Source organism: Streptomyces sp. NPDC044061 (assembly GCF_056434305.1).
The window spans coordinates 17,739-43,590 of sequence record NZ_JBWKFL010000049.1; the positions used below are offsets into that span (position 1 = coordinate 17,739).

Annotated in this window: 25 protein-coding genes; 13 read left to right on the plus strand and 12 right to left on the minus strand. The window is 70.5% G+C overall.

The features are described 5' to 3' along the window. Positions 1-57: 57 nt before the first annotated feature. On the plus strand, positions 58-327 hold the full coding sequence (locus tag AC07CM_RS42510; RefSeq protein ID WP_067006203.1) for a DUF397 domain-containing protein: 270 nt from the start codon (positions 58-60) through the stop codon (positions 325-327). A 93-nt stretch (positions 328-420) separates the two neighbouring features. Here the strand turns inward: AC07CM_RS42510 and AC07CM_RS42515 are convergent, their stop codons facing one another. Further along, a complete protein-coding gene (locus tag AC07CM_RS42515) occupies positions 421-891 on the minus strand; it encodes an ATP-binding protein (RefSeq protein WP_478881908.1) in 471 nt (156 codons plus the stop codon). A 354-nt stretch (positions 892-1,245) separates the two neighbouring features. On the opposite strand from AC07CM_RS42515, the gene AC07CM_RS42520 reads away from it, so the two are divergent. The 4 genes from AC07CM_RS42520 (at position 1,246) to AC07CM_RS42535 (ending at position 4,943) form a co-directional block, all read left to right on the plus strand. Continuing rightward, entirely contained in the window at positions 1,246-2,070 is an 825-nt protein-coding gene (locus AC07CM_RS42520) for a helix-turn-helix domain-containing protein (RefSeq protein WP_478881938.1), read from the plus strand. A gap of 93 nt (positions 2,071-2,163) precedes the next feature. Next, positions 2,164-3,624 (plus strand): aldehyde dehydrogenase family protein, encoded by a 1,461-nt coding sequence (locus tag AC07CM_RS42525; RefSeq protein WP_478881909.1) that lies wholly within the window; start codon positions 2,164-2,166, stop codon positions 3,622-3,624. Between the two features lie 114 nt (positions 3,625-3,738). Further along, positions 3,739-4,278 (plus strand): DinB family protein, encoded by a 540-nt coding sequence (locus AC07CM_RS42530; protein WP_478881910.1) that lies wholly within the window; start codon positions 3,739-3,741, stop codon positions 4,276-4,278. Between the two features lie 23 nt (positions 4,279-4,301). Next, complete coding sequence (locus AC07CM_RS42535; protein ID WP_478881911.1) at positions 4,302-4,943, plus strand: PadR family transcriptional regulator; 642 nt, start codon at positions 4,302-4,304, stop codon at positions 4,941-4,943. 59 nt (positions 4,944-5,002) lie between these two features. Here AC07CM_RS42535 and gad read toward each other — a convergent pair whose 3' ends face one another. Together gad and AC07CM_RS42545 are read right to left on the minus strand one after the other, a co-directional pair. Next, positions 5,003-6,409, minus strand: a complete 1,407-nt coding sequence (gene gad, locus AC07CM_RS42540; protein WP_478881912.1) for a glutamate decarboxylase — start codon at positions 6,407-6,409, stop codon at positions 5,003-5,005. Between the two features lie 28 nt (positions 6,410-6,437). Further along, positions 6,438-7,724 carry an ion channel protein gene (locus tag AC07CM_RS42545; protein ID WP_478881913.1) on the minus strand — a complete coding sequence of 429 codons (1,287 nt, stop codon included), beginning with the start codon at positions 7,722-7,724 and terminating at the stop codon, positions 6,438-6,440. A 120-nt stretch (positions 7,725-7,844) separates the two neighbouring features. Between AC07CM_RS42545 and AC07CM_RS42550 the strand changes: the two genes are divergently transcribed. After that, positions 7,845-8,606 carry a MerR family transcriptional regulator gene (locus AC07CM_RS42550; RefSeq protein WP_478881914.1) on the plus strand — a complete coding sequence of 254 codons (762 nt, stop codon included), beginning with the start codon at positions 7,845-7,847 and terminating at the stop codon, positions 8,604-8,606. Positions 8,607-8,625: 19 nt separating this feature from the next. Here AC07CM_RS42550 and AC07CM_RS42555 read toward each other — a convergent pair whose 3' ends face one another. Then, a complete protein-coding gene (locus AC07CM_RS42555; protein WP_478881915.1) occupies positions 8,626-8,991 on the minus strand; it encodes a YbjQ family protein in 366 nt (121 codons plus the stop codon). 141 nt (positions 8,992-9,132) lie between these two features. Between AC07CM_RS42555 and AC07CM_RS42560 the strand changes: the two genes are divergently transcribed. Further along, the gene (locus tag AC07CM_RS42560; RefSeq protein ID WP_478881916.1) at positions 9,133-10,080 is read left to right on the plus strand and encodes a DedA family protein; all 948 of its coding nucleotides are present in this window, start codon (positions 9,133-9,135) and stop codon (positions 10,078-10,080) included. Positions 10,081-10,091: 11 nt separating this feature from the next. Here AC07CM_RS42560 and AC07CM_RS42565 read toward each other — a convergent pair whose 3' ends face one another. Both AC07CM_RS42565 and AC07CM_RS42570 read right to left on the minus strand, forming a co-directional pair. Next, a complete protein-coding gene (locus AC07CM_RS42565) occupies positions 10,092-11,753 on the minus strand; it encodes a threonine/serine exporter family protein (protein ID WP_478881939.1) in 1,662 nt (553 codons plus the stop codon). A gap of 115 nt (positions 11,754-11,868) precedes the next feature. Next, positions 11,869-12,360, minus strand: a complete 492-nt coding sequence (locus tag AC07CM_RS42570; RefSeq protein WP_073901115.1) for an inorganic diphosphatase — start codon at positions 12,358-12,360, stop codon at positions 11,869-11,871. A 94-nt stretch (positions 12,361-12,454) separates the two neighbouring features. Here AC07CM_RS42570 and dacB point away from each other — a divergent pair, with 94 nt between their 5' ends. From dacB to folE, 6 genes are all read left to right on the plus strand, one after another. Further along, a complete protein-coding gene (dacB, locus tag AC07CM_RS42575) occupies positions 12,455-14,041 on the plus strand; it encodes a D-alanyl-D-alanine carboxypeptidase/D-alanyl-D-alanine endopeptidase (RefSeq protein ID WP_478881917.1) in 1,587 nt (528 codons plus the stop codon). A gap of 392 nt (positions 14,042-14,433) precedes the next feature. Beyond that, on the plus strand, positions 14,434-15,567 hold the full coding sequence (locus AC07CM_RS42580; RefSeq protein ID WP_478881918.1) for a zinc-dependent metalloprotease: 1,134 nt from the start codon (positions 14,434-14,436) through the stop codon (positions 15,565-15,567). A gap of 191 nt (positions 15,568-15,758) precedes the next feature. Beyond that, positions 15,759-16,826, plus strand: coding sequence for a tRNA lysidine(34) synthetase TilS (gene tilS, locus AC07CM_RS42585; RefSeq protein ID WP_478881919.1), 1,068 nt, complete (start codon positions 15,759-15,761; stop codon positions 16,824-16,826). 88 nt (positions 16,827-16,914) lie between these two features. Then, complete coding sequence (gene hpt, locus AC07CM_RS42590; protein WP_478881920.1) at positions 16,915-17,475, plus strand: hypoxanthine phosphoribosyltransferase; 561 nt, start codon at positions 16,915-16,917, stop codon at positions 17,473-17,475. Between the two features lie 206 nt (positions 17,476-17,681). Then, positions 17,682-19,721: an ATP-dependent zinc metalloprotease FtsH gene (ftsH, locus tag AC07CM_RS42595; RefSeq protein WP_478881921.1), complete on the plus strand. Its 2,040-nt coding sequence runs from the start codon at positions 17,682-17,684 to the stop codon at positions 19,719-19,721. Between the two features lie 132 nt (positions 19,722-19,853). After that, the gene (gene folE / locus AC07CM_RS42600) at positions 19,854-20,459 is read left to right on the plus strand and encodes a GTP cyclohydrolase I FolE (RefSeq protein ID WP_478881922.1); all 606 of its coding nucleotides are present in this window, start codon (positions 19,854-19,856) and stop codon (positions 20,457-20,459) included. Positions 20,460-20,483: 24 nt separating this feature from the next. On the opposite strand, the gene AC07CM_RS42605 is transcribed toward folE, so the two are convergent. From AC07CM_RS42605 to AC07CM_RS42630, 6 genes are all read right to left on the minus strand, one after another. Continuing rightward, the gene (locus AC07CM_RS42605) at positions 20,484-20,972 is read right to left on the minus strand and encodes a DUF3180 domain-containing protein (RefSeq protein ID WP_478881923.1); all 489 of its coding nucleotides are present in this window, start codon (positions 20,970-20,972) and stop codon (positions 20,484-20,486) included. A 58-nt stretch (positions 20,973-21,030) separates the two neighbouring features. Further along, entirely contained in the window at positions 21,031-21,642 is a 612-nt protein-coding gene (gene folK / locus AC07CM_RS42610; protein ID WP_478881924.1) for a 2-amino-4-hydroxy-6-hydroxymethyldihydropteridine diphosphokinase, read from the minus strand. Beyond that, the gene (gene folB / locus AC07CM_RS42615; protein WP_478881925.1) at positions 21,639-21,998 is read right to left on the minus strand and encodes a dihydroneopterin aldolase; all 360 of its coding nucleotides are present in this window, start codon (positions 21,996-21,998) and stop codon (positions 21,639-21,641) included. Before folB ends, folK begins: the two co-directional genes overlap by 4 nt. Positions 21,999-22,246: 248 nt before the next feature. Continuing rightward, the gene (locus AC07CM_RS42620) at positions 22,247-22,786 is read right to left on the minus strand and encodes a nuclear transport factor 2 family protein (protein WP_478881926.1); all 540 of its coding nucleotides are present in this window, start codon (positions 22,784-22,786) and stop codon (positions 22,247-22,249) included. Further along, the gene (gene folP, locus AC07CM_RS42625; protein ID WP_478881927.1) at positions 22,783-23,697 is read right to left on the minus strand and encodes a dihydropteroate synthase; all 915 of its coding nucleotides are present in this window, start codon (positions 23,695-23,697) and stop codon (positions 22,783-22,785) included. The genes AC07CM_RS42620 and folP overlap by 4 nt, the downstream gene beginning before the upstream one ends. Positions 23,698-23,845: 148 nt before the next feature. Continuing rightward, complete coding sequence (locus AC07CM_RS42630; RefSeq protein WP_478881928.1) at positions 23,846-25,660, minus strand: phosphatidylglycerol lysyltransferase domain-containing protein; 1,815 nt, start codon at positions 25,658-25,660, stop codon at positions 23,846-23,848. Between the last annotated feature and the right edge of the window lie 192 nt (positions 25,661-25,852).

The window sequence follows — 25,852 nt, forward strand, 5'->3', positions numbered from 1 at the left end:
TCAGTTGACCACAGCACCTATGGCCACATCAGCCAGTGCACCACCGGGGAGCGACCTGTGGACCGCGACGTTGACGGCGTGTACGGGGGGTACGACGTGTACAACGGCATGGCTGCCACGCAGCTGGACGGAGTGGCCTGGCAGAAGAGCAGGCACAGCAACTCGCAGGGTTCCTGCGTGGAGTTCGCGCGGCTGCCCGGCGGCGAGGTCGCCGTACGCAACTCGCGCTTCCCGGACGGGCCCGCGCTCGTCTACACGCGTGCCGAGATCGAGGCCATGCTCCTGGGCGTCAAGGACGGGGAGTTCGATCACCTGGTGGCCGGCTGAAACGACTCACCCGGCCGCCACGGCTGGGTGACCGCCGGGCGAAGTCCGGGTGTACGCGCGTAGAAACGTGGCGTCGCTCGGCTCCGCGGCACGTCAGCCGGCCGACACGAGCCGGAACATCGCCCAGACCACCTTGCCGTTGAGGGTGCCGGCGAGCGGGTGCCAGCCCCAGCTGTCGGCGAAGGAGTCGACCAGGAACAGCCCGCGCCCCGACTCGGCCGAGAAGTCGTCGGTGTCGCGCGGGACGGGGGTGTCGTGGCTGGGGTCGCGCACCGCGCACACCAGCCGCTCGGTCCAGCGCATCAGGTGCAGCCGCACCGCGGCCTGTTCGGAGCATCCCGCGTCGGTCGGCAGCGCGTGCCGCAGGGCGTTGGTCACGAGTTCGGAGACGACCAGACATATGTCGTCGAAGCGGTCGCCCACGTCCCACTGGTCCAGGGTGCCGCGTGTGAAGCGCCGGGCCTCGCGCACCGCTTCGTAGCGGGCGGGCAGGGCACAGGAGGCGGCGGCGGACACGGTCGCGGGGTCCAACGGCGGAAGGCCCTGCCGTAACGGCTTGAGCATGGTCGATCCATTCGTCCCCATGCGAGGCACTCCCGGGAGTCGCGGTCGTTGCGATGCAGCGGTGGCGCGGCACCATGGTTTCGGATGCGTAGGGCAGATGCAAGGGCAGATGCACGTGCACGCGACCGAATTGAACCTGCCCGTACCGCTTCTTGGCCATTTTTTCCGCCAACATGGACCTCGTATTTGTCAGAGGTCCTGACCTCTTGCTGCGTAAAACGGCTGACCTCTTTCCGTTTCCGTAACCGGACGAGTACTGCTCGAAGTGTTTTAGTGGCAGACTTCGGCCCCTGAAGACGGTTGGGGAGGCTGGCGAACGTGAGCGCGGGAGAGCCCGGATCGGTGGTGCGGCGCATGCTGCTCGGCTCGCAACTCAGGCGACTGCGTGAAGCACGGGGGATCACGCGCGAGGCGGCGGGGTACTCGATCCGCGCTTCCGAGTCGAAGATCAGCCGGATGGAGCTCGGCCGGGTGAGCTTCAAGACCAGGGACGTCGAGGACCTGCTGACGCTGTACGGCATCACGGACGAGGCGGAGCGCGAGTCGCTGCTCTCCCTGGCCCGAGAGGCCAACGTCGCGGGCTGGTGGCACAGTTACACCGACGTGCTGCCCAGCTGGTTCCCCACCTATGTGGGCCTGGAGGGCGCCGCCTCGCTGATCCGGGTGTACGAGGTGCAGTTCGTGCACGGCCTGCTCCAGACGCAGGCGTACGCCCGCGCGGTGGTCCGGCGCGGTATGAAGGGCGCGAGCGCGGCCGACGTGGAGCGGCGCGTGGCGCTGCGCCTGGAGCGGCAGAAGCACCTGCTCGCCGACAACGCGCCCGAGTTCCACATCGTCCTGGACGAGGCCGCCCTGCGCCGTCCCTACGGCGACCGCGACGTGATGCGCGGCCAGCTCCAGCACCTGATCGACATCTCCGAGCGCCCCAACGTCCGGCTCCAGGTCATGCCGTTCGGCTTCGGCGGCCACTCCGGCGAGAGCGGCGCCTTCACCATTCTCAGCTTCCCCGAGTCGGACCTGTCCGACGTGGTGTACGTGGAACAGCTGACCAGCGCCCTCTACCTCGACAAGCGCGAGGACGTCGCCCAGTACGAGCAGGCGCTGAAGGAGTTGCAGCAGGACAGCCCCGGCCCGGACGAGAGCCGGGACCTGCTGCGCGGTCTTCTTCAACTGTCTTGAGATGACACCTTCAACTCGCTTGCGACGCAAGTACGATGACGAGCGATCAGACCGTGACCGGGATCTGGCGTCTGCTAGTGATTGAGGGATCACATGTCGTCCTACTTCAGCGACCTGGCCCAGCAGTACATCGACGGTGAATGGCGTCCGGGCACGGGTTCCTGGGACGTCATCGACTTCAACCCCTACGACGACGAGAAGCTGGCCTCGATCACCGTGGCCACGGTCGACGAGGTCGACCAGGCCTACCGGGCCGCCGCCCGCGCCCAGAAACAGTGGGCGGCGACCAACCCGTACACCCGCCGTGCGGTGTTCGAGCGCGCGCTCAGACTCATAGAGGACCGCGAGCAGGAGATAGCCGACCTGATCATCGCGGAGCTGGGCGGCACGCGCGTGAAGGCGGGCTTCGAACTGCACCTCGCCAAGGAGTTCCTGCGCGAGGCGGTCCACCTGGCACTGCGTCCCGAGGGCAAGATCCTGCCCTCGCCGGCCGACGGCAAGGAGAACCGCGTCTACCGGGTGCCGGTGGGCGTGGTGGGCGTGATCAGCCCGTTCAACTTCCCGTTCCTGCTGTCGATCAAGTCGGTGGCCCCGGCCCTGGCCCTGGGCAACGGCGTGGTGCTCAAGCCCCACCAGAACACCCCGATCGCCGGCGGCACCCTGGTCGCGAAGATCTTCGAGGAGGCGGGCCTGCCCGGCGGCCTGCTCAACGTGGTCGTCACCGACATAGCCGAGATCGGCGACGCCTTCATCGAGCACCCCGTGCCCAAGGTCATCTCCTTCACCGGCTCGGACAAGGTCGGCCGGCACGTCGCCACCGTCTGCGCGGCCAACTTCAAGCGCTCGGTGCTCGAACTGGGCGGCAACAGCGCGCTGGTGGTCCTGGACGACGCCGACGTCGACTACGCGGTGGACGCGGCTGTCTTCAGCAGGTACGTCCACCAGGGCCAGGTCTGCATGGCCGCGAACCGGGTGCTCGTCGACCGCTCGGTCGCGGACGAGTTCACCGAGAAGTTCGTCGCCAAGGTCAGGACCCTCAAGGTCGGCGACCCGCGCGACCCGCAGACCGTCATCGGCCCGGTGATCAACTCCGCCCAGGCCAACGCCGTTTCGGCGACGGTCGAGCAGGCGCTCGCCGAAGGCGCCACGGCCCTGGTGCACGGCACCACCACCGGCAACCTGGTCGAGCCCAGCGTGCTCACCGACCTGCCCGCCGACTCCGCCCTGCTCCAGCAGGAGGTCTTCGGGCCGGTCGTCTTCCTCGTGCCCTTCGACGGTGAGGAGGAGGCGGTCCGGATCGTCAACGACACCCCGTACGGCCTCAGCGGCGCCGTCCACACGGGCGACATCGAGCGCGGCGTGGCGTTCGCCAAGCAGATCGACACCGGCATGTTCCACGTGAACGACGGCACGGTGCACGACGAGCCGCTCGTCCCGTTCGGCGGTGAGAAGCACTCCGGCCTCGGGCGCCTGAACGGCGAGACCACCCTGGAGGCCTTCACCACGATCAAGTGGATCTCGGTGCAGCACGGCCGCAGCGGCTTCCCGTTCTGATTCCCCTTCGGGATTTCCCCTTCGCGTGCCGGGCCCTTGCGGACAGAAACTGACCGCAAGGGCCCGTAGCGTCATCGGTGTCAGGGAAACGGACCCGATGAAAGGCGGCCGGTCATGGTCACTCACGTGGGAGCGGAGACGCGGGGCGACGAACGAGGGGCGCTGCTCGCGTTCCTGGAGGAGCAGCGCGGCGGGATCCGCCGGGCGCTGCTGGGCCTGACGGAGGAGCAGGCCCGCTCCCGCCCCAGCGCCAGCGAGCTGTCCCTGGGCGGCCTGCTCAAGCACGTCGCCGAAGTCGAGCAGGGCTGGGTGGCCCGTGCCAAGCAGGAGCCGCCGGCAATCCGGCGCGACGAGTCGAACTGGCACGAGACCTTCCAGCTGGTTGGCGACGAGACGGTCGCCTCCCAGCTCGCGTACTGGGAGGAGGTCGCCGCCGAGACGGAGAAGTTCATCCGCTCCGCGCCGAGCCTGGACGACAGCTTCCCGCTGCCGCCCGACCCCTGGTTCCCGCCGGAGGGCCGCGTCTCCCTGCGCTGGCTGTGTCTGCACCTGATCCGCGAGACCGCCCGGCACGCCGGCCACGCCGACATCGTCCGCGAGTCGCTGGACGGAAAGACCGCGTTCGAACTGGTGGCCCTGGAGCAGGAGGGGTAACGGCCGGCCATAACCTGGAGCGCATGTCAGCGATCCGTCTTCTCGTGCTGGGCGCGGTCCGCCAGCACGGGCGGGCCCACGGCTACCAGGTCCGCAACGACCTGGAGTACTGGGGCGCGCACGAGTGGTCCAACGCCAAGCCGGGCTCGATCTACCACGCCCTGAGGCAGATGGCGAAGCAGGGACTGCTGCACGAGCACGAGATCGCCCCCTCCACCGCCGGCGGCCCCCCGCGCACCGAGTACGAGATCACGGACCGCGGCCAGGAGGAGTTCTTCCGGCTGCTCCGCGGGTCCCTGGTCTCCTACGACCAGAAGACGGACATCCAGTCGGCGGCCATCGGCTTCCTGGTCGAGCTGCCGCGGGCCGAGGCGCTGGCCCTGCTCGGGGAGCGTATCCGGCGGATCGAGGAGTGGCGGGCCGCCGTCACCGAGCACTACCTCCCCGACGACGGCCCCGAACGGCTGGGCCACATCGGCGAGATCATGAACCTCTGGCTCCACACGGCCGACTCCGACGCGGCGTGGACCCAGGGGCTGATCGACCGCCTGGCGGCCGGCGCCTACACCTTCGCCGGCGAGGGCGAACCCTTCGTCGGCGTACTCACCGAGGGCCAGGAGAACCCGTACGCGACGGGGGAGCGGCATCCGGGAGACGACCGCTGACCGGTCGACCGGCGGGGCTCCCCCGCCGGTCGCGGGGCCGTGGGCAGGGCTTCGGGCCGTCAGTGGTGGAAGCTCGTGGCCGCGTCCTGGTCCCTGGTCATCGGATGCGGCTGCCGGCGCAGCGTCGGCAGCAGGCGGGTCAGGTCGTCGATGAAGAGGTCGGCGAGGTCGTGGGAGAAGCCGTTGCGGCACACGACCCGCAGCACGGACAGGTCCTCGCGGTTCGCCGGGAAGGTGTACGCGGGCACCAGCCAGCCGCACTCGCGCAGCCGCTGGGAGACGTCGAAGACGTCGTACGCCTGGACGTCCGGCGCGGTCGTGAAGGCGAACACCGGTAGTTCGTCGCCCCGGGTCAGCAGCCGGAAGTCGCCGAGCGCCTCGATCTTGGACGCCAGCGAGGTCGCCACGTCCCGCGTCGTCTGCTGCACCGCCCGGTAGCCCTCCCGGCCCAGCCGCAGGAACGTGTAGTACTGCGCCACCACCTGGGCGCCGGGCCGGGAGAAGTTGAGCGCGAAGGTGGGCATGTCACCGCCCAGGTAGTTGACCCGGAAGACCAGCTCCTCGGGCAGTGCCTCGTTGTCCCGCCACAGCGCCCAGCCGACGCCCGGGTAGACCAGGCCGTACTTGTGCCCCGAGGTGTTGATCGAGGCCACGCGCGGAAGGCGGAAGTCCCACACCAGGTCCTCGTCGACGAAGGGCGCCACCATCGCGCCGGACGCGCCGTCCACGTGCACCGGGACGTCGAGGCCGGTGCGTTCCTGGAGCGCGTCCAGGGCCGCGCACAGGTCCGCGATCGGCTCGTACGACCCGTCGAAGGTCGACCCGAGGATGCCGACGACCCCGATGGTGTTCTCGTCGCACAGGTTCGCCGCCGCCTGCGGATCCAGGTGGTACCGGTCGCCCTCCATCGGGACCAGCCGGGCCTCCACCTCCCAGAAGTTGCAGAACTTCTCCCAGCAGACCTGGACGTTGACCCCCATGACGAGGTTCGGGCGCGCTCCCGGGTAGCGGTCGGCGTTGCGCTTGGCCCAGCGCCGCTTCAGCGCCATCCCGGCGAGCATGCAGGCCTCGCTCGACCCGGTGGTCGAACAGCCCACGGCGGCCGACGGGTCCGGCGCGTTCCACAGGTCGGCGAGCATCGCCACACAGCGCCGCTCCAGTTCGGCGGTGCGCGGGTACTCGTCCTTGTCGATCATGTTCTTGTCCTGACACTGCTCCATCAGCACCCCGGCCTGCGGTTCCATCCAGGTGGTGACGAAGGTGGCCAGGTTGAGCCGGGAGTTGCCGTCCAGCATCAGCTCGTCGTGCACGATCTGCGCCGCCGTGGTGGGCGGCAGGGGCCGGTCGGGGAGCCGGTGCTTGGGCGGGGCCTCCATCATCTCTACGACCGGGTTCGCCTCCCCGAAGAACGGATTGACCGACATCGGCCGCTCGTCGTGCTTCTCGGGGCCTTTGTGCAGGGCCATGGATGTGCCTCCAACCGGAGAGTGAGGGTCAGCGGACAGAGCTGCCGTCCTGCCGCAGCTGCATCTGTGGCCGCCCGGTCACCAGCAGCCAGGCCGGCAGAGAGGCGATGCACAGCAGGGCGATGATCACGGGCGAGGCGACCAGGACGGCGGCGGTGAACAGGCTCACCCAGCCCTGCCGGGTGATCGCCAGGAGGATTCCCAGCACGCTCGTCGCCACACCCAGGGCGGGCGGTACGGCCGGAACGAGCGCGTGGGCGCACAGACCCAGGGCGGTGCCGATGAACACGGCGGGGAAGATACGGCCGCCCCGGAACCCGCAGGAGGCCGCGACCGTCAGCGCGGCCAGCTTCACCACGGCCATCGTGGCGAACTGCCCGGCCGACCATCCCTCGGGGTCGTGCGCCAGCACCCCGATCTCGGCCAGCCCCTTGAACAGCGTCAGATGGCCGCCCACGGCCGCCAGGGCCCCGAGGACGGCCCCGCCGGCCGGCAGCATCAGCATCGGGTGCCGCAGCCGCTGGAAGGCGGAGTGGACGTACGGGAAGGCCAGCACGGCACACATGCCGAGCAGCGCGGCCGCCGAGGCGATCACGAGCGCCGCCAGCACGTCCTCCCATCCGGGGTGGCCGATGGGCGGCAGGCCCAGGTCGAAGGCCGGACGGAAGAGCAGGGTGGTCGTCATGGCTCCGACCGCGGCCGCGGTCAGCGGCGCGAACAGGTTGTCCCACAACTGCCCGCGCATCGGCCGCCCCGCCAGCGCCTCGGAGATGACCAGCGCCGCCGCCACCGGTGTGCCGAACAGCGCCCCGATCGTCGCCGCCTCGGCCAGCATCGGCCACAGGGCGCCCGGCGCGCGGCGCAGGAACCGGCCGCCGAGCCAGACCGCCAGGCTCACGTTCACGGCGATGATCGGGTTCTCCGGGCCGAGGCTCGGCCCGCCGGCCAGCATCAGCCCGGTCGCCACCACCAGGCCCGGCAGCGCGACCGGGGGCAGGGCGGGCGCGTCCAGACCGGTGGTGGCCGGGTCGGGCCCGGCGTGCCCGGGGGCCTTCCAGACCACCAGCCCGACGGCGATCCCGGTCGCCACGAGCATGACGAACATCCACAGCACCGAGTAGGGGCCCACGCCCAGCGCGTCCGGCAGGGGTCCCCACAGCACATGCTGGAGCTGCTCCGCCGCCGAGCTCACCCCGATGTACACCAGACTCGCGGCCACCCCCACGAGGGCCGCGGGCAGGATCAGCGGCAGCAGGGCCCGCGCCGGGGTCGCCGGACGGGGCGTGCGAGCCTGCTGGTCGGTGTCCTGGGCCACGGGCTCACCATAAGCGGACAAATCGTGCCGAACATCCGGAGCGGGTCCGGCTTGCACCTCACGTGGCGTGAGGCCTCAGCGTGGAGGCGTACCGACGACGCCGACGACAAGGAGCGGAAAGTGAGCTACTCCGTAGGACAGGTCGCGGGGTTCGCCGGAGTCACGGTGCGCACCCTGCACCACTACGACGAGATCGGCCTGCTCGTACCCAGCGAGCGGACGTACGCCGGCCACCGGCGCTACGGCGACGCCGACCTCGACCGGCTCCAGCAGATCCTGTTCTACCGGGAGCTCGGCTTCCCGCTCGACGAGGTCGCGGCCCTGCTCGACGATCCGGAGGCCGACCCGCGCGCGCACCTGCGCCGCCAGCACGAACTGCTGACCGCCCGGATCGAGCAGCTGCAGAAGATGGCCGCGGCCGTGGAGCACGCCATGGAGGCACGCACGATGGGTATCAACCTCACCCCCGAGGAGCGGTTCGAGGTCTTCGGGGACAAGGACCCCGAGAAGTACGCCGAGGAGGCCGAGCGGCGCTGGGGCGGCACCGAGCCCTACGCCGAGTCGCAGCGCCGGGCCGCCCGCTACACCAAGGAGGACTGGAAGCGACTGCAGGCCGAGGTCGACGACTGGACCGAGCGCTACGTCGCCCTGATGACGGCCGGCGAGCAGGCGACCGGCGAGGCGGCCATGGACCTGGCCGAGGAACACCGCCTGCACATCAGCAAGTGGTTCTACGAGTGCCCGCACGCCATGCACCGCTGTCTGGGCTCGATGTACGTCGCCGACGAGCGCTTCAAGGCGTTCTACGACTCCATGCGGCCCGGGCTCGCCGACCACCTGAGCGAGGCGATCGCCGCGAACGCCGACCGGCACACGGTCTGATCCCGGCCCGGGAGGAGACCTACTCCCGGGCCAGGACCACCGCGGTCCCGTACGCGCACACCTCCGTGCCCACGTCCGCGGCCTCCGTGACGTCGAAGCGGAACATCAGCACCCCGTTGCCCCCGCGCGCGCGTGCCTGCTCCACCAGCCGCTCCATGGCCTGGTTGCGGGTCTGTACGAGCGTCTTGGTGAGCCCCTTCAGCTCGCCGCCGATCATCGACTTGAGCCCGGCGCCGATCTGGCTGCCGAGGTGCCGGGAGCGCACGGTCAGTCCGAAGACCTCGCCCAGCACCTGCTGCACCCGGTAGCCGGGCACGTCGTTCGTCGTCACGACCAGCACGTCCGGCTGGGGGCCCTGCCCGCCGCCGTAGTCATCGAGTCCCATGGCTCACAGCTTTGTGCCAGTCGCCGCACAGTGCATCCTGGAGGCACCGGTGGAACCTGGGGCGGTCACATCCCGTTGATAGCTTTGTGCGACCGCGCAAGGACGCCGTAGCCGCCTTCATCCCCTCAGGAGCCCGGACCCGTGATGACACTCGCCCTCGGCCCGAGCTGGCTGGATCCCAACTACCTGCTCGACACCTACAGCATCTGGGGCCTGCTGCTCATCGTCTTCGCCGAGTCCGGCCTGCTCATCGGTTTCTTCCTGCCGGGCGACTCGCTGCTGTTCACCTGTGGTCTGCTGATCACGTCCGGGGACCTGGACTTCCCGCTGTGGGGCGCCATCGCGCTGATCTGCCTCGCCGCGGTCCTCGGCGACCAGGCGGGCTACATGTTCGGCAAGAAGGTCGGGCCGTCCCTGTTCAACCGCCCGGACTCGCGCCTGTTCAAGCAGGAGAACGTCACCAAGGCGCACGAGTTCTTCGAGAAGTACGGCCCGAAGTCCCTGATCCTGGCCCGCTTCGTGCCCATCGTGCGCACGTTCACGCCGATCATCGCCGGCGTCAGCGGCATGCGGTACCGCTCGTTCCTGGTCTTCAACGTCATCGGCGGTGTCCTGTGGGGTGCCGGCGTCACCCTGCTCGGCTCCTGGCTCGGCAACATCGGCTTCGTCAAGAACAACATCGAGGCGATCCTCATCCTGATCGTCCTCGTGTCGGTGGTCCCGATCGCGATCGAGTTCCTCCGCGCGCGCGGCAAGAGCAAGAAGGCGGCCGAACAGCCCGAGCCGCAGCAGTTCCAGCCTCCGTACCAGCAGCAGCCGGTCATGGACGACGCCACTACCCGCCTGCGCCGTATCGAGCCGGAGCAGCAGTACGAGCAGCAGTACGAGCAGCCGCACCCGCAGCAACAGCAGCAGCCGCAGCAGTACTGGAACCAGGGCGGCTACGACGACCAGTACTACGACCAGCAGCAGTACGGGCAGCAGCAGTATCCGCAGCAGCAGTACCCGGATCGGCAGTATCCGGAGCAGCAGTACGGGCAGCAGCAGTACGACCAGCAGCCGTACCCGTACGACCACCGCAACCGCTGAGGGCCGAGCGGTCAGAAACCCCGAGTCCGCTTCGCGGCCCGGCGCTTGCCGGCGGAGCCGACCCGCAGCGTCAACCGGGAGATCTCCGACCCCAGGTTGACCCCGATGGCGATGGCCATGGCCAGGGAGGCCGCGTTCGCCAGCGACACGAGCCCCTTGTCCACCTGGTTCTGCGCGATGTTCAACAGCCCGAAGTACGTGGCCGAACCCGGCAGCAGGGGCCCGATCGCCGCCGTCGTGTACGGCAGGGCGGAGGCGAACCGGTACCGGGACAGCAACTGCCCGAACAGCCCGACCAGCCCCGCCGCCACAGCCGTCGACGCCACCGGCGAGATGCCCCCCGGGTAGTGCATCGCGCCGTACACCGACCACGCGACACCGCCGTTGAGCGTCACCCACAGCACGGTGGACCGCTCCTGCTGGAGCAGCACCGCGAACGTCAGCGACAGCAGCATGGAGGCCGCGATCTGCAGCAGCGGCCGATGGGAGATGCTCAGCGCCACGTCCGGGTTCAGCTTGCCGCCCACCTTCACACCGAAGTACAGGACGACCAGCACGCCGGCGACGATGCCGACGAAGAAGTACATGACCTCCAGCAGGCGTGCGGACGCGGTGATGTAAAACCCCGTCAGCCCGTCCTGCACGCCCGCCACGAGCGCCCGCCCGGGCAGCAGCGCGAACAGCCCACCGGTGATGACGGCGGACGCTTTCACGTCGACGTGCGCCAGCGCGAACGCCACACCGATCGCCGCGGGCGGCATCGCCGCCACCGTGAACTGGTAGAACTCCGGCAGCCCCCGTCCCGCGCACAGCCACGCCAGCCGGTCGCCGAGCATCGCGCCCAGCGCGGCCGCGATGAACACGATCAGGTCACCGCCGACCAGCACCGAGGCCGCACCCGCGAGCAGCCCGCTCGCCAGGGTCAGCGCCCAGCCGGGGTAGGGGTGCCGGTTGCGGCGGATCTCCGCCAGCCGCCGGTAGGCCTCCTCCAGGGAGACATGGGTCTCCGGGTCGGTCAGGTCGTCCACCAGCTGGAACACGGCCGCGAGCCGCGTGTAGTCCGTACCCCGCCGCCGCACCGTCCGGGACGCGGTCACCGGGTCGTCCACGAGGGACGGCTGGTGGGAGATCGACAGCAGCGTGAAGGTGACGTTCGGCTCGCAGCGGTCCAGGCCGTAGGACCGGCACACCGCGAACATCGCGGCCTCCACGTCCTCCGCGCCCTCACCGCCCGCCAGCAGCAACTCCCCGATACGCAGGGTCAGGTCGAGCACGCGCGGGACCGCCGGCCCGCCCTCGTCGGCCCGCTGCACGAGCTCGGGCGCCGGGCGCTCGGCCACCGGCATCCGCAGCATCGTGCGCATCCGGTCCTGCCAGGGCGCGTCCTTGATCAGGCTGACCGTCGGCATGCCGGTCGCCGGAGTGAACGCGGGCGGGGCGTCCTGGACGCTGTACGTGTTCGGCAGGCTGAACGCCGACCCCTCCGGCTCCGCGCCGGGCGGCTGCGGCGTCTGCAGGCCCTCCGGCACGGCGAACTCGGACGTGGTCTCCGGCTCACCGCCGCCTCTGGGCACGTCGAGGCCCTTGGGAATGGCGAACTCGGACGTGGTCTCCGGGTCGTACGTGGCCCGTGCCTCGTCCGACCGCGGCTTCCGGTCCTCCGCCTGTGTCACCTCGTACAGCTCCCTGAACGACACCTTCCGTAGGCCTCAGTATGCGCACGCACGCAAACGGGCCACGGCCACCCCTGTCAGGGTGCCGCGGCCCGCGGTGGGCAAAACCGGCCGGTCAGTGGCCGCCCTGCTCCTTGAAGCGCTTGTACGACCGCTCGATCTCCACCTCGGCGTCCGTACGGCCCACCCAGTTGGCGCCCTCGACGGACTTGCCGGGCTCCAGGTCCTTGTACACCTCGAAGAAGTGCTGGATCTCCAGGCGGTCGAACTCCGACACGTGGTGGATGTCGCGCAGGTGCTCCACCCGCGGGTCGGTCGAGGGGACGCACAGCAGCTTGTCGTCGCCGCCCGCCTCGTCCGTCATCCGGAACATGCCGATCGCACGGCACTTGATGAGGCAGCCCGGGAAGGTCGGCTCATCCAGGATGACCAGCGCGTCCAGCGGGTCGCCGTCCTCGCCGAGGGTGTTCTCGACGAAGCCGTAGTCGGCCGGGTAGGCGGTCGAGGTGAAGAGACGGCGGTCCAGGCGGATCCGACCGGTCTCGTGGTCCACCTCGTACTTGTTCCGCGAACCCTTCGGGATCTCGATCGTGACGTCGAACTCCACCGGTGGCTCCTCCATGATCAACACATAGTTCTGGTGATTAAGTGTCCCTCACGCAGGTGTGTGATCGCGAAAGGGGCTGGTGGTCGTGCCGGAGATGAGGCCTTGGCGAGCCGCGAAACCGCACGTGGTGCGGATCGCGAACGCCGTACGACCGCGTCTGGCACGCGCCGCGACGGCCGCGAAACCGGGGGTCGCGCGGCTGGCGAGGGCGGTGCGACCCGGGCCTGCCCACCTCCCCCGTCCACGGAACGCCAGGACCTGGCAGTACAGCGCGGGCGCCGCCACCGCCGGGCTGGCGCTGGCCGCCGGTGTGGTGACAGCCGCCGGCCCCTGGGACGCCAACGGTCAGCGTACGGCCGAGCGGGACCGGGCCGCCGCTCTGGAGCGGCCAGGTGGCGCAGATCACGGCGCCTCCGGCGCGACCGCGGCGGCACCCCGGCCGGCACCGAGCGCCCCGGTCGTCCTCGCGGGGCTTGGCGGCACCACGGGCACCGTCAGCACCAAGAAGGCCCCGCCCGGCCGCAAGGCTCTCACCGACGTCCTCGGGCCACTCCTGGACGCCCCCGCGCTCAGCGCCGGCCACACGGCGGCCGTCGTCGACGTCACCACCGGCAAGCGGCTCTACGACGTCGACGCGGACAAGGCGCTCACCCCCGCCTCCACCACCAAGATCGCCACCGCCGTCGCCGCCCTGTCCGCCCTCGGCCCCGACCACCGCCTCACCACCCGCACCGCCCTCGAGGCCGACACCGGCGAACTGGTCCTGGTCGGCGGCGGCGACCCCACTCTCACCGCCCACCGGAAGGCCGACGGTTGGGCGAGCCTGCGCACGCTCGCCACCGACACCGCCGAGAAGCTGGGCCGGCGCGGCATCCACAAGATCACGCTGTCCTACGACACCACGCTCTACTCCGGCCCCGCACTGCACCCCGTCGGCGTCAACGACAACCTCGCGCCCGTCAGCGCTCTGGCCGCCGACGAGGGCCGCACCAACGACTCCACGAGCGGTCCGGCGACCCGCGTGGCCGACCCGGCGGCGGACGCGGCGAAGAAGTTCGCCGGTTTCCTGGGCGACGCCGGCATCAAGACCACCGCGCCCGGCCCCTCCAAGGCCACCAGTCGTGCCGAGACCCTCGCCACCGTCTCCTCACCCCCGCTGTCCGCCCTGGTCGAACGCATGCTGACCAACAGCGACAACGACATCGCCGAGGCCCTGGCCCGCCAGACCGCCCTGGCGAGCGGCCAGCAGGCCGACTTCGCCGGCGGCGCGAAGGCCATCGCCGCCCGGCTGAGGAAGTTCGGCCTGCCCATGTCCGGCGCCGCCTTCCACGACGGCAGCGGCCTCAACCGCGACGACAGACTCACGGCGGACCTCCTCACCGCCCTCCTGGTCACCGCGGGCGACCCGGCCCGCCCCGGCCTCCGTCCGGTGCTCACCGGCCTCCCCGTCGCCGGCTTCACCGGCACCCTGGCCGGCCGCTACACCGACGGCGCGGCAGGCGTCGTACGGGCGAAGACAGGCACCCTGACCGGCGTGAACACCCTGGCCGGCACGGTCGTCGACAACGACGGCCACCTCCTGGCCTTCGCCTTCCTCGCCTCCAACACAACAGACCCCCTTCAGGCCCAGGCGGCCCTGGACAAGACAGCCACGGCACTGGCGGGGTGCGGCTGCGGCTAGGGCAGCCGCCCGGCGCGAGGCCGCTACCGCCACCGGCGTCTCGGCGCGGAGGGCGAGCCGCCCGGCATCCGTCGCCCCCGGCACTGAGGTCCGCTGTCCGTGCCGCCCGGCGGTCGCGGGCTGCTGGGCGGCAGCCGCTGTGTGGGCCGCTCGTCGGCGCGAGTCTCCCCGCCGACCGGCCGCCGCTCGGTCCCGGGCATGTGCCGTCCGCGTCTGCAGTTGGCCGTCGGCCCACGGGGAGTTGAGTGTCCGCGCTGGGTTCGGCCCGGGGCGCCGGGCGGTGGACGGCCGGCTGCAAGGGCCCGGCGGCGTACGGGGCTCCCCGGCACCACGCGCGTCCCTCCCCGCCCCACGGCCTGCCCCAAGAGGGAGCGCTCACGTACGGTTGACACATGACGAGCTTCGGTGGCACCGCATCTCCCGGGATGGTCGACTGGAACCTCGCGGTGGCAACCGCGACACGGCTCGTACGTCCGGGACCCGAGGTCAGCCGCGACGAGGCCAGGGCCGTCGTCGCGGAGCTGCGCCGGCACGCCAAAGCCTCGGAGGAACACGTCCGGGGCTTCACTCGTATGGGCACCGACGAGGCGCACGACACCCCGGTCCTCGTGGTCGACCGGCCTGGATGGGTCCGGGCCAACGTCGCCGGGTTCCGGGAGATCCTCAGGCCCCTCCTGGAGAAGATGCAGGAACGGCGCGGCAGCAGCCCCGGCAACGCCGTCCTCGGCGCCGTCGGCGGCAAGGTCACCGGCGTCGAACTCGGCATGCTGCTGTCCTTCCTCTCCTCCCGCGTCCTCGGCCAGTACGAGACGTTCGCCCCCGCCGGCCGCGACCTCCCGGCCGGTGAGAACGGCGGCGGCCGACTCCTCCTCGTCGCCCCCAACATCGTCCACGTGGAACGCGAACTCGACGTCGAGCCGCACGACTTCCGCCTGTGGGTGTGCCTGCACGAGGAGACCCACCGCACGCAGTTCACCGCCGTGCCCTGGCTCCGCGACCACCTCGAGGGCGAAATCCAGTCTTTCTTGGCGGAGACCGACGTCGACCCCATGACCGTCCTCGAACGCGTCAGGGAAGCCGCCCAGACCCTCGCCGGCGGCCGCCCCGAGGGCGAGGAGGACGACGGCGGACGCTCCTTCGTGGAACTCGTCCAGACCCCGGCCCAGCGCGAGATCCTCAGCCGCCTCACCGCCGTCATGTCGCTGCTCGAGGGCCACGCCGACTTCGTCATGGACGGCGTGGGACCCCAGGTCGTACCGACCGTCGCCGAGATCCGCGAGAAGTTCCAGCAACGCCGGGCCAAGGGCGCCTCCCGCCTCGACCTCGCCCTGCGCAAACTGCTCGGCCTCGACGCCAAACTCAGGCAGTACCGCGACGGCGAACGCTTCGTACGAGCCGTCGTCGACCAGGTCGGCATGGACGGCTTCAACCGCGTGTGGACATCCCCCAACACCCTGCCCACCAAGGCCGAGATCGCCAAACCGGCGGACTGGGTCGCACGGGTGCACCGCAAGGCCGAGTCGTGAACCGGTGAGGGAGTCGTGAAACGAATCCGGCCGACGGCAGGCGAACGCCTCTCCAATCACCCGTCCGAGGGACCGTGAGCCATGGGTAGGCGTGCAATGCTCGGGGAACGGCCCGCTTCTGTCACCATCTACACACTCTGAGTGACCGACGTCGGGCTCACCCCCCGAAAACTTCATGAAGGGAACCGGACATGGGTCCCCATCCTGCGGTCGCGGCGATACGCCTGGCGGTCCGCCGCGTCCTCCACGACATCCTCATCGACCACAACCGCACACCCGCAGCAGCAGCGACAGCCGCCGCGGCGGCCACCGAAGAAGCCCGCGAACCGAGCCGGACCGAGCGCCCGTACCCGCTCGTGCTCGTCGCCTGCTCCGGCGGCGCCGACTCCATGGCGCTCGCCTCCGCCCTCGCCTTCGAGGCCCCCAAACTCGGCATCCGCGCCGGCGGCGTCACCGTCGACCACGGCCTCCAGCCCGGCTCCGGCCTCCGCGCCGAGGAGGTCGTCCTCAGGCTGTGCGAACTCGGCCTGGACCCCGTCGAGTCCATCGCCGTGACCGTCGGCCGCGAGGGAGGCCCCGAAGCGGCCGCCCGCGACGCCCGCTACGCCGCCCTCGACGCAGCCGCCGAACGCCACGGCGCCACCGCCGTCCTGCTCGGCCACACCCGGGACGACCAAGCCGAAACCGTCCTGCTCGGCCTCGCCCGCGGCTCCGGCATCCGCTCCCTGTCCGGCATGGCCGCGGTCTCGGGGGCCGACGGCCGTTACCGGCGCCCCTTCCTGCACCTCGACCGGCAGACCGCCCGCAAGGCCTGCATGGCCCAGTCCCTGCCCGTCTGGGACGACCCGCACAACGCCGACCCCGCCTACACCCGCTCCCGGCTGCGGCACGAGGGCCTGCCCGCCCTCGAGAAGGCCCTCGGCAAAGGCGTCGTGGAGGCCCTCGCCCGTACCGCCCAGCTCTCGCGCGACGACGCCGACGCCCTCGACACCTGGGCCAGCCAGGCCGAAGCCTCCGTACGCGACGCCACGGGCCTGCTGGAGTGCGCCAAGCTCTACGCCCTCCCGCCCGCCGTACGCCGCCGCATCCTGCGCCGGGCCGCCATCGAGGCCGGCGCACCCGCCGGTTCCCTCTTCGCCCGCCACATCGAGGAAGTCGACCGGCTGATCACCGGCTGGCGAGGCCAGGGAGCCATCAATCTCCCGGGCAAAGTCGTCGCCCAGCGACAGGGTGGCAGACTGGTGATTCGGCAAGGCTGAAATCCCGGCCCCCCGGAGCAACCCCTCCGACGGGCTCGGGCAGCCGGCGGCCGTGACTGCGGCCATAAGTGCGGGACGACCGAAAGTGATGCGGGTGGACGCGAAAGACATGGGTGCCGACCTCCAGCAGGTGCTCATCACCAAGGAAGAGATCGACGTGAAGCTGGCCGAGCTGGCCGCGAAGATCGACGCGGAGTACGCGGGCAAGGACCTGCTCATCGTCGGCGTCCTCAAGGGCGCCGTGATGGTCATGGCGGACCTCGCCCGGGCGCTGTCCACCCCCGTCACCATGGACTGGATGGCCGTGTCCTCCTACGGCGCGGGCACCCAGTCCTCCGGTGTCGTCCGCATCCTCAAGGACCTCGACACCGACATCAAGGGCAGGCACGTCCTGATCGTCGAGGACATCATCGACTCCGGCCTGACCCTGTCCTGGCTGATCAACAACCTCGGCTCGCGCGAGCCCGCCTCCCTCAAGGTGTGCACGCTGCTGCGCAAGCCCGACGCCGCCAAGGTCGCCATCGACGTCGAGTGGGTCGGCTTCGACATCCCGAACGAATTCGTCGTCGGCTACGGCCTCGACTACGCCGAGAAGTACCGCAACCTGCCGTTCGTCGGTACGCTCGCGCCCCACGTCTACGGCGGCTGAGCCCAGGCTGAGCCAACAGGGCCAGCCCATGTAAGACGATCGGGAACCCCAGCGGGTTTCGGGCCGTTGGAGCATGCAGAGACGGGATTGCCGGCCGTCGAAGCCGCTCCGTGCGGCTTCGGGCAACAATGCTGGGGTACCGTCAGAAGAACTGTCTTATCAAACTCACTATGGCAGGAGGGACGGGGCGACACCGCTCCGTATGGATGGACGTGAAGCGATACTTCCGTGGGCCGGTCATGTGGATCGTGCTGGCCGTCCTTGCCGTGGTCGTGTTGATGCAGGTCGTCGGCTCGTCCGGCGGCTACAAGACGGTGGACACCGGCCAGGTCGTGGCGGCGATCAACGACAACAGGGTCCAGTCGGCCAAACTCACCACCGGTGACGAGCAGACCGTCAAGGTCACGCTCAAGGACGGTCAGAAGGTCGACGGCAGCTCGAAGATCCAGGCGAGCTACATCGGCGACCAGGGCGTGACCATCGCCGGCACGCTGCAGACCAAGTACCAGGACAAGCAGATTCCGGACGGCTACACGGTCTCGCCGTCCAAGCAGAACCCCTTCGTCGGCGTGCTGCTCTCCCTGCTGCCCTTCGTCCTGATCGTCGTCGTCTTCCTGTTCCTGATGAACCAGATGCAGGGCGGCGGCTCCCGGGTCATGAACTTCGGCAAGTCCAAGGCCAAGCTCATCACCAAGGACACCCCGAAGACGACCTTCTCCGACGTGGCCGGCTGCGACGAGGCCGTCGAGGAACTCCACGAGATCAAGGAGTTCCTGCAGGAACCCGCCAAGTTCCAGGCCGTCGGCGCCAAGATCCCCAAGGGCGTGCTCCTCTACGGCCGCCCCGGTACCGGCAAGACGCTCCTCGCGCGCGCCGTGGCCGGCGAGGCCGGGGTCCCCTTCTACTCGATCTCCGGTTCCGACTTCGTCGAGATGTTCGTCGGTGTCGGTGCCTCCCGGGTCCGTGACCTGTTCGAGCAGGCCAAGGCGAACGCCCCGGCGATCGTCTTCGTCGACGAGATCGACGCGGTCGGCCGCCACCGCGGCGCCGGCCTCGGCGGCGGTCACGACGAGCGCGAGCAGACCCTGAACCAGCTGCTCGTCGAGATGGACGGCTTCGACGTCAAGGGCGGCGTGATCCTCATCGCCGCGACGAACCGGCCCGACATCCTCGACCCGGCGCTGCTCCGTCCCGGCCGCTTCGACCGCCAGATCGCGGTCGACCCGCCGGACCTGCAGGGCCGCATGGAGATCCTCAAGGTCCACCAGAAGGGCAAGCCGGTCGCGCCCGACGTCGACCTGGCCGCCGTCGCCCGCCGCACCCCCGGCATGACCGGCGCCGACCTCGCCAACGTGCTGAACGAGGCCGCGCTGCTCACCGCCCGCAGCGACCAGAAGCTGATCGACAACAAGGCGCTGGACGAGGCGATCGACCGCGTGGTCGCGGGCCCGCAGAAGCGGACCCGGATCATGTCGGACAAGGAGAAGAAGATCACCGCGTACCACGAGGGCGGTCACGCCCTGGTCGCGGCGGCCTCCCCGAACTCCGACCCGGTCCACAAGATCACGATCCTGTCCCGCGGCCGCGCCCTCGGCTACACGATGGTGCTCCCGGACGAGGACAAGTACTCGACCACCCGCAACGAGATGCTCGACCAGCTGGCGTACATGCTGGGCGGCCGCGCGGCCGAGGAACTGGTCTTCCACGACCCGACCACCGGCGCCGCCAACGACATCGAGAAGGCCACCAGCCTGGCCCGCGCGATGGTCACGCAGTACGGCATGACCGAGCGGCTCGGCGCGATCAAGTTCGGTGGCGACAACAGCGAGCCCTTCCTCGGACGTGAGATGGCTCACCAGCGCGACTACTCGGAAGAGGTCGCCGCGCTGGTCGACGAAGAGGTCAAGAAGCTCATCGAGACCGCGCACAACGAGGCCTGGGAGATCCTGGTCGAGAACCGCGACGTGCTCGACCAGCTCGTCCTTCACCTGCTGGAGAAGGAGACCCTGGGCAAGGAGGAGATCGCCGAGATCTTCGCCCCGATCCACAAGCGCCCGCCGCGGCCCGCGTGGACCGGCTCCTCCCGCCGCACCCCCTCCACCCGCCCGCCGGTGCTCTCCCCGAAGGAGCTCGCACTGACCAACGGGGCCAACGGAGCGACGGCGGCGATCAGCACGGCCAAGTCGACGGCGTCGGAGTCCGCCCCGGTGACGGAGCAGACCCCGGACGACCGCCCCGACAACTGACCGCGTCCCGGCCGACAGGGCCGGAATGAATGCCGCGCCCCCCAGGTTTTAGCCTGGGGGGCGCGGCATTTCGCATGTCCGCGGACAGAGCGCGTGGACGCACGCGTGACAGGCACAGGAACGAGGAACCAGATGACCGACCCCGTGACCCTGGACGGCGAGGGCTCCATCGGCGAGTTCGACGAGAAGCGCGCCGAGAACGCCGTACGGGAGCTGCTGATCGCGGTCGGCGAGGACCCGGACCGCGAGGGTCTCAGGGAGACGCCGGGCCGGGTGGCGCGGGCGTACAAGGAGATCTTCGCGGGCTTGTGGCAGAAGCCCGAGGACGTCCTGACGACGACGTTCGACCTGGGGCACGACGAGATGGTCCTGGTGAAGGACATCGAGGTCTACAGCACCTGTGAGCACCATTTGGTGCCGTTCAGGGGTGTTGCCCATGTTGGTTACATTCCGTCCGTTTCAGGCAAGATCACCGGCCTGTCCAAGCTCGCTCGCCTGGTGGACGTCTATGCCCGGCGCCCGCAGGTGCAGGAACGTCTCACGACGCAGATCGCGGACTCCCTGATGGAGATACTCGAACCGCGGGGCGTGATCGTGGTCGTCGAGTGCGAGCACATGTGCATGTCGATGCGCGGCATCCGTAAGCCGGGCGCGAAGACCATCACCTCGGCGGTGCGCGGTCAGCTGCGGGACGCGGCGACGCGCAACGAGGCGATGAGCCTCATCATGGCGCGCTGACCGACCTCTGCCGGGAGCCGGTGGTCAGGCCACCGGCTCCGCCCCCGTGTGGTTCTGGTCGTCGTCCTCGGGGAGTTTGCAGACTCGCTCCAGGAACAGGGCCGCCGCTATGACTCCGATGCCCGCCAGGACCGAGAAGCCGGCGTAGAAGGCCTGGTCGCGGCGGGCGGGGATGTCGAGGAGTTCCAGGAGGAAGACGCCCGTGCCGCCGTACATGCCGGCGACCAGGGCGGCCACCAGGGCGCTGGCCTGGCCGAAGACGACCGCCCGGGCGGCCATGAGGGGGTCGACGCCCTTCGCGCCGGGGCGGCGCTCGCGCTGGGCCTTGAAGCGGGCCCGCAGCGAGAGTGCCGTGGAGAGCAGGACCACCGCGATCAGGGCGAGGACGATGGGGGCGGCCAGGGGGACGCTGGGGAGTGTCCCGATCGAGTTCCAGAGGCGGGCGCCCGCCCAGGACAGGACTCCGGCGACGACGAACACGCCGGCCAGCACCCTGATGCGCAGCTCTCTCACGGTGTCCCTTCAGCTCCCCCGGACCGATCCCGGACTGTGGTCGTCTTGACCTTAACGACTACTCGGGCAGTCGGAGTTCCAGGTCCTGGCGCGCCGCGACGCCTTCGTGGGTGACGAGCGACAGCAGGTCGGCCACCGTGCCGCGGCCGGGCAGCTGTGCCTCGGGGTCGATGTCGTGCCAGGGCGCGAGCACGAAGGCGCGTTCGTGGGCGCGGGGGTGGGGGAGGGTGAGCTGCGGGTCGTCGGAGGTGACGCCCGCGTACGCGACGATGTCGACGTCCAGGGTGCGCGGCCCCCAGCGCTCGTCGCGGACGCGGTTGAAGGCCTCCTCGACGGCGTGGGCCCGCTCCAGCAGGGAGGACGGGGGCAGGGTGGTCTTGAGGAGTACGACCGCGTTGAAGTAGGAGGGCTGGGAGCCCGGCTCGACGCCCCAGGGATCCGTCTCGTAGACGGGGGAGACCGCCTTCACGCGGACGCCGGGGGTGTCCTCGAGGGCGTCGACGGCTCCCTGGAGGGTCTCCAGGCGGTTGCCGAGGTTGGAGCCGATGGAGATCACGGCCCATTTGGGGTTGCTCAGCGTCGTGTCGGCGGCGTCGACTCGCTCGACGACCGAGGCGGGCACCGGCTGGACGGTCGGGTCGCTGTGACCCTGGGCGAAAGGTCGGGTCATACTCGGCTCCGGGTGATGGTGACGGTCACGTCGTCGAAGGGGACGGTGATCGGGGCGTCCGGCTTGTGGACGCTGACCTCGACCTCCTGGACCTCTTGGTGCTTCAGGCAGGTCTGGGCGATCCGCTCGGCGAGTGTCTCGATGAGGTTCACCGGCTCGCCCTCGACCACGGCCACGACCTCCTCGGCCACGATGCCGTAGTGCACGGTCTTCGTCAGGTCGTCGTCGGCGGCGGCCGGCCGGGTGTCCAGGCCGAGGACGAGGTCCACGATGAAGGTCTGGCCCTCCTCGCGCTCCCTGGGGAACACCCCGTGATGCCCGCGGGCCTTCAGGCCGCGCAGCGCGACACGATCCACGCGAATCACTCCTGCAATCGTCGGGAACGGCCGGTCGATGTCGCGTGCGGGCGGCACACCGGCCTCAGACGAATCTACCTGCGGGCACTGACACGACCGGGTCATGGGGGCGTGGGCCGGGACGGGTGTCCGGAGGCTTCACCGTGTGTTTCCCCTGGGGAACCCGGTCGCGTCATGGGTTGGTAGCCGCACCTACCCGCGGGTTCGTGATTCCAACCACTTCTTGGTCCCTGCGGGGCGCGCACCCCTCAGGCGAGTGGGTTGTCGTCCGGGTCGACGCCGTTCACCCCGTTCTGGCCGTTTTCGTCTTCCTCGTCGGTTTCGGTCAGTACGGGGGAGGCGTGGTGGGACCAGAGTTTCCAGCCGGTGGGTGTGCGCCGGAAGACGTTCGTGGCGACGACGAGCTGGCCGACCAGGGGGCCGAGTTCCGCGCCGTCCTCGGGGGCGGGGCCGCCGCTGAGGATGTTCTCGGTGCAGTTCACGAGGGCGGTGTCGCCGGTGACGGAGACGTGCACGTCGGTGAGGAAGAACTGGATGTAGTCGGTGTTCGCCATGATCAGCGCGTACGACCTGAGGACCTCGGAGCGGCCGGTGAGCACGGGCCAGCCGGGGTGGACGCAGGAGATCACGCCGGTGTCGGCAGGGTCGTGGTACTCCTCGTCGACGCCCAGGTCGGAGGGCGTGAGCCAGAGCGAGGACAGTTCCTCGAAGTCTCCGCGTTCCATCGCCTCGTAGAAGGCGGTGTTGGCGGCCTCCACCTGTTCGACGTCGGTGTGGGGGGCGCTCACCGGGCTCCTTCCGCCCCGCGCCCGACCTCTGCCGCCGGAGCGTCCGGTGCCGTACGCGCTCCTTCCACGGCGCGTGCGACGCGTACGGCGTCAGCCGTGGCGCGTACCTCGTGCACGCGCACGGCCCATGCGCCGGCGTGGGCCGCGAGGGCGGAGACGGCGGCCGTGGCGGCGTCGCGTTCGCGGGCGGGCGGGGGCGCGCCCTGCGGGCCGGCGAGGACGCGGCCGAGGAAGCGCTTGCGGGAGGCGGCGACGAGCAGGGGGTGGCCGAGGACGCGCAGACGGTCGAGGTGGGCGAGGAGGGTGAGGTCGTGGTCGGCCTCCTTGGAGAAGCCGAGGCCGGGGTCGACGACGATGCGGTCGGGGGCGATCCCGCCCGCGAGAACGGCCTCCACGCGCGCGTGCAGTTCGTCCACGACTTCGGCGACGACGTTCTCGTACACGCCCTTGACGTTGCCGCCCTCCAGGAAGCCGCGCCAGTGCATGACGACGAAGGGGGCGCCGGTCGCGGCGACCACGGGGATCATCGCGGGGTCGGCGAGGCCGCCGCTGACGTCGTTGACGAGGGCGGCCCCGGCCGCGAGGGACTGTTCGGCGACGGAGGCGCGCATGGTGTCGACGGAGACGACCACACCTTCGGAGGCGAGGCCGCGGACGACGGGGATGACGCGTCGGAGTTCCTCGGCCTCGTCGACGCGGGTGGCGCCGGGGCGGGTGGACTCACCGCCGACGTCGACCAGGTCGGCGCCCTCGGCGACCAGGTCCAGGCCGTGTTTGACGGCGGCGGTCGTGTCGAACCAGCGGCCGCCGTCGGAGAAGGAGTCGGGGGTCACGTTGACGACGCCCATGACCGCGCACCGGTCCCACTCCGGAAGGCCCACCACCTGGCCGCGCCCGCTGAGGTTGTTCATATGTTCAGCGTAGGCCCAGGGGCGGGGCCGTGAACGCGCCGCGGCCCGGGCGGAGGCCCCTGTGCTGGAGGGGGTGGGGCTTCCGTCCGGGCCAGTCGGGGGGGCGGGCCGGGGGTTGATCGGGGGGTGTCGCGGGGTCGGGCCGGGGTCAGGCGGCACGGACGTCGCGTTCCGCGACGGCGTGCGCGCAGGGGCGCTGGGCGGCCGCTCCGCGCCGGCGCAGGAAGCGCGGCAGCGGCAGGGCGAGGTTGACGAAGCCCTCGGCCTGCATGGCGGCGAAGCCGATGCGGGGCAGGTCGGCGGAGGCGCGGTAGACGACGAAGCGCGGCTCCCAGCGGGGCTGGAACTTGGCGTTGAACTTGTACAGCGACTCGATCTGGAACCAGCGGGAGAGGAACACCAGAAGACCGCGCCAGGCGCGCAGTACCGGGCCCGCGCCGATCTTCTCGCCGCGCGCGAGGGCGGAGCGGAACATCGCGAAGTTCAGCGAGACCCGGGTGATTCCGAACCGGGGGGCGGCCTGCAGGGCGGCGACGATCAGCAGTTCGTTCATGCCGGGGTCGGCGCTGCGGTCGCGGCGCATGAGGTCGAGGGAGGCGCCGTCCTCGCCCCAGGGCACGAAGTGCAGGATCGCCTTCAGGTCTCCGTACTCGCCGGGCTGGTCCTCGGCCTTGTGGGCGGTGGCGATCAGGCAGTCGCCGTCGGCGGAGTCGCCGATGCGGCCGAGCGCCATGGAGAAGCCGCGCTCGGTGTCCGTGCCGCGCCAGTCCTCGGCCGCCCGGCGGATGCGCTCCAGTTCGGCCTCGCCGAGGTCACGGATGCGCCGTACCCGGGTTTCGTAGCCGGCCCGCTCGATGCGCTTGACCATCTGGCGCACGTTGCGCATCGCGCGTCCGGCGAGCGAGAAATCCGCCACGTCGACCACCGCCTCGTCACCCAGTTCCAGGGCGTCCAGGCCGGTCTCGCGGGTCCACACCTCGCCGCCGGTCTCGGAGCAGCCCATGACCGCGGGGGTCCAGGAGTGGGCCTTGGCCTCGTCCATGAAGCGTTCGATGGCGCCGGGCCAGGCCTCGACGTCGCCGATCGGGTCGCCGCTGGCGAGCATCACGCCGGAGACGACGCGGTAGGTGACCGCCGCCTTGCCGCTGGGGGAGAAGACGACCGCCTTGTCGCGGCGCAGCGCGAAGTGGCCGAGGGAGTCGCGGCGGCCGTGCTTCTCCAGCAGGTCGCGCAGGCGGGTCTCGTCCTCCTCGGTGAGCCGGGCGGCCGGGTGTTCGGGGCGGAAGGCCAGGTAGATGGTGGTGACGGCGGTCAGCCAGCCGAGGGCGCCGAGGGAGAAGGCCACAGTCCAGGAGGTGTTGCCGGCGTAGTCCACGGGCCCCTCGAAGCCGAACAGGCCGTAGACGACGTGCGTCAGGCGGTCGGCCAGGCTCGGGTCGCCGACCATGCGGTTGGGGTGAACGCTGACGATGACCAGTCCGAGGGCGAGGGAACCGGCGCTCATGAGGACGAAGTTGGCGAGCGCGCGCCAGCGGCTGCGCGGGTCGGGCAGGGCCGCGAACTCGTCGCGGTGGCGCAGCAGCGGCACGAGGAGCACCACCGAGATGAGCATGCCGATGAGCGAGTGCCGGTAGACGAACTGGGCTACGGCGCCGGCCGGCAGGAGTGCGACCGCGGCGCGCCACGCCCGGCGTTTGCGTCGTTTGAGCCCGTGCGCGAGCAGCAGCAGCAGCACGCCGGCGCTGAGTGAGAGCGCGGCGGCGAAGGGCCCGAAGGAGCCGGGCAGCACCTCCGCCAGGGCGTGCATACGGCTGTGACGGAAGCGCGGGAACACGCCCGCCGCAATGTCCACCACGCCCACGAGGGCACACGCCCTTGCGACCAGAGCGGGGGCGGCCTCGGGGCGCGGGCCGCGCAGTATGCGCCGCGCCCGGCTTGATCGGCCCGGAACCCCGCCCGACATTTCCCCATCTATCCTGACAGACATCGCATCCCGTAGTTCTGCGAGAGACCTTGAACCCGGTGCCGATCGGGGCATCCGGCGACATTGCGCCCTCTAGGACGGTGTCTCGGGGAGACAGGTTCACTCCCCACCGGAAAGTCGGGTCAAAGGCCAAGGAAAGCCCCGGGCAAGTCCTCGCAACGGTGCGTGGGC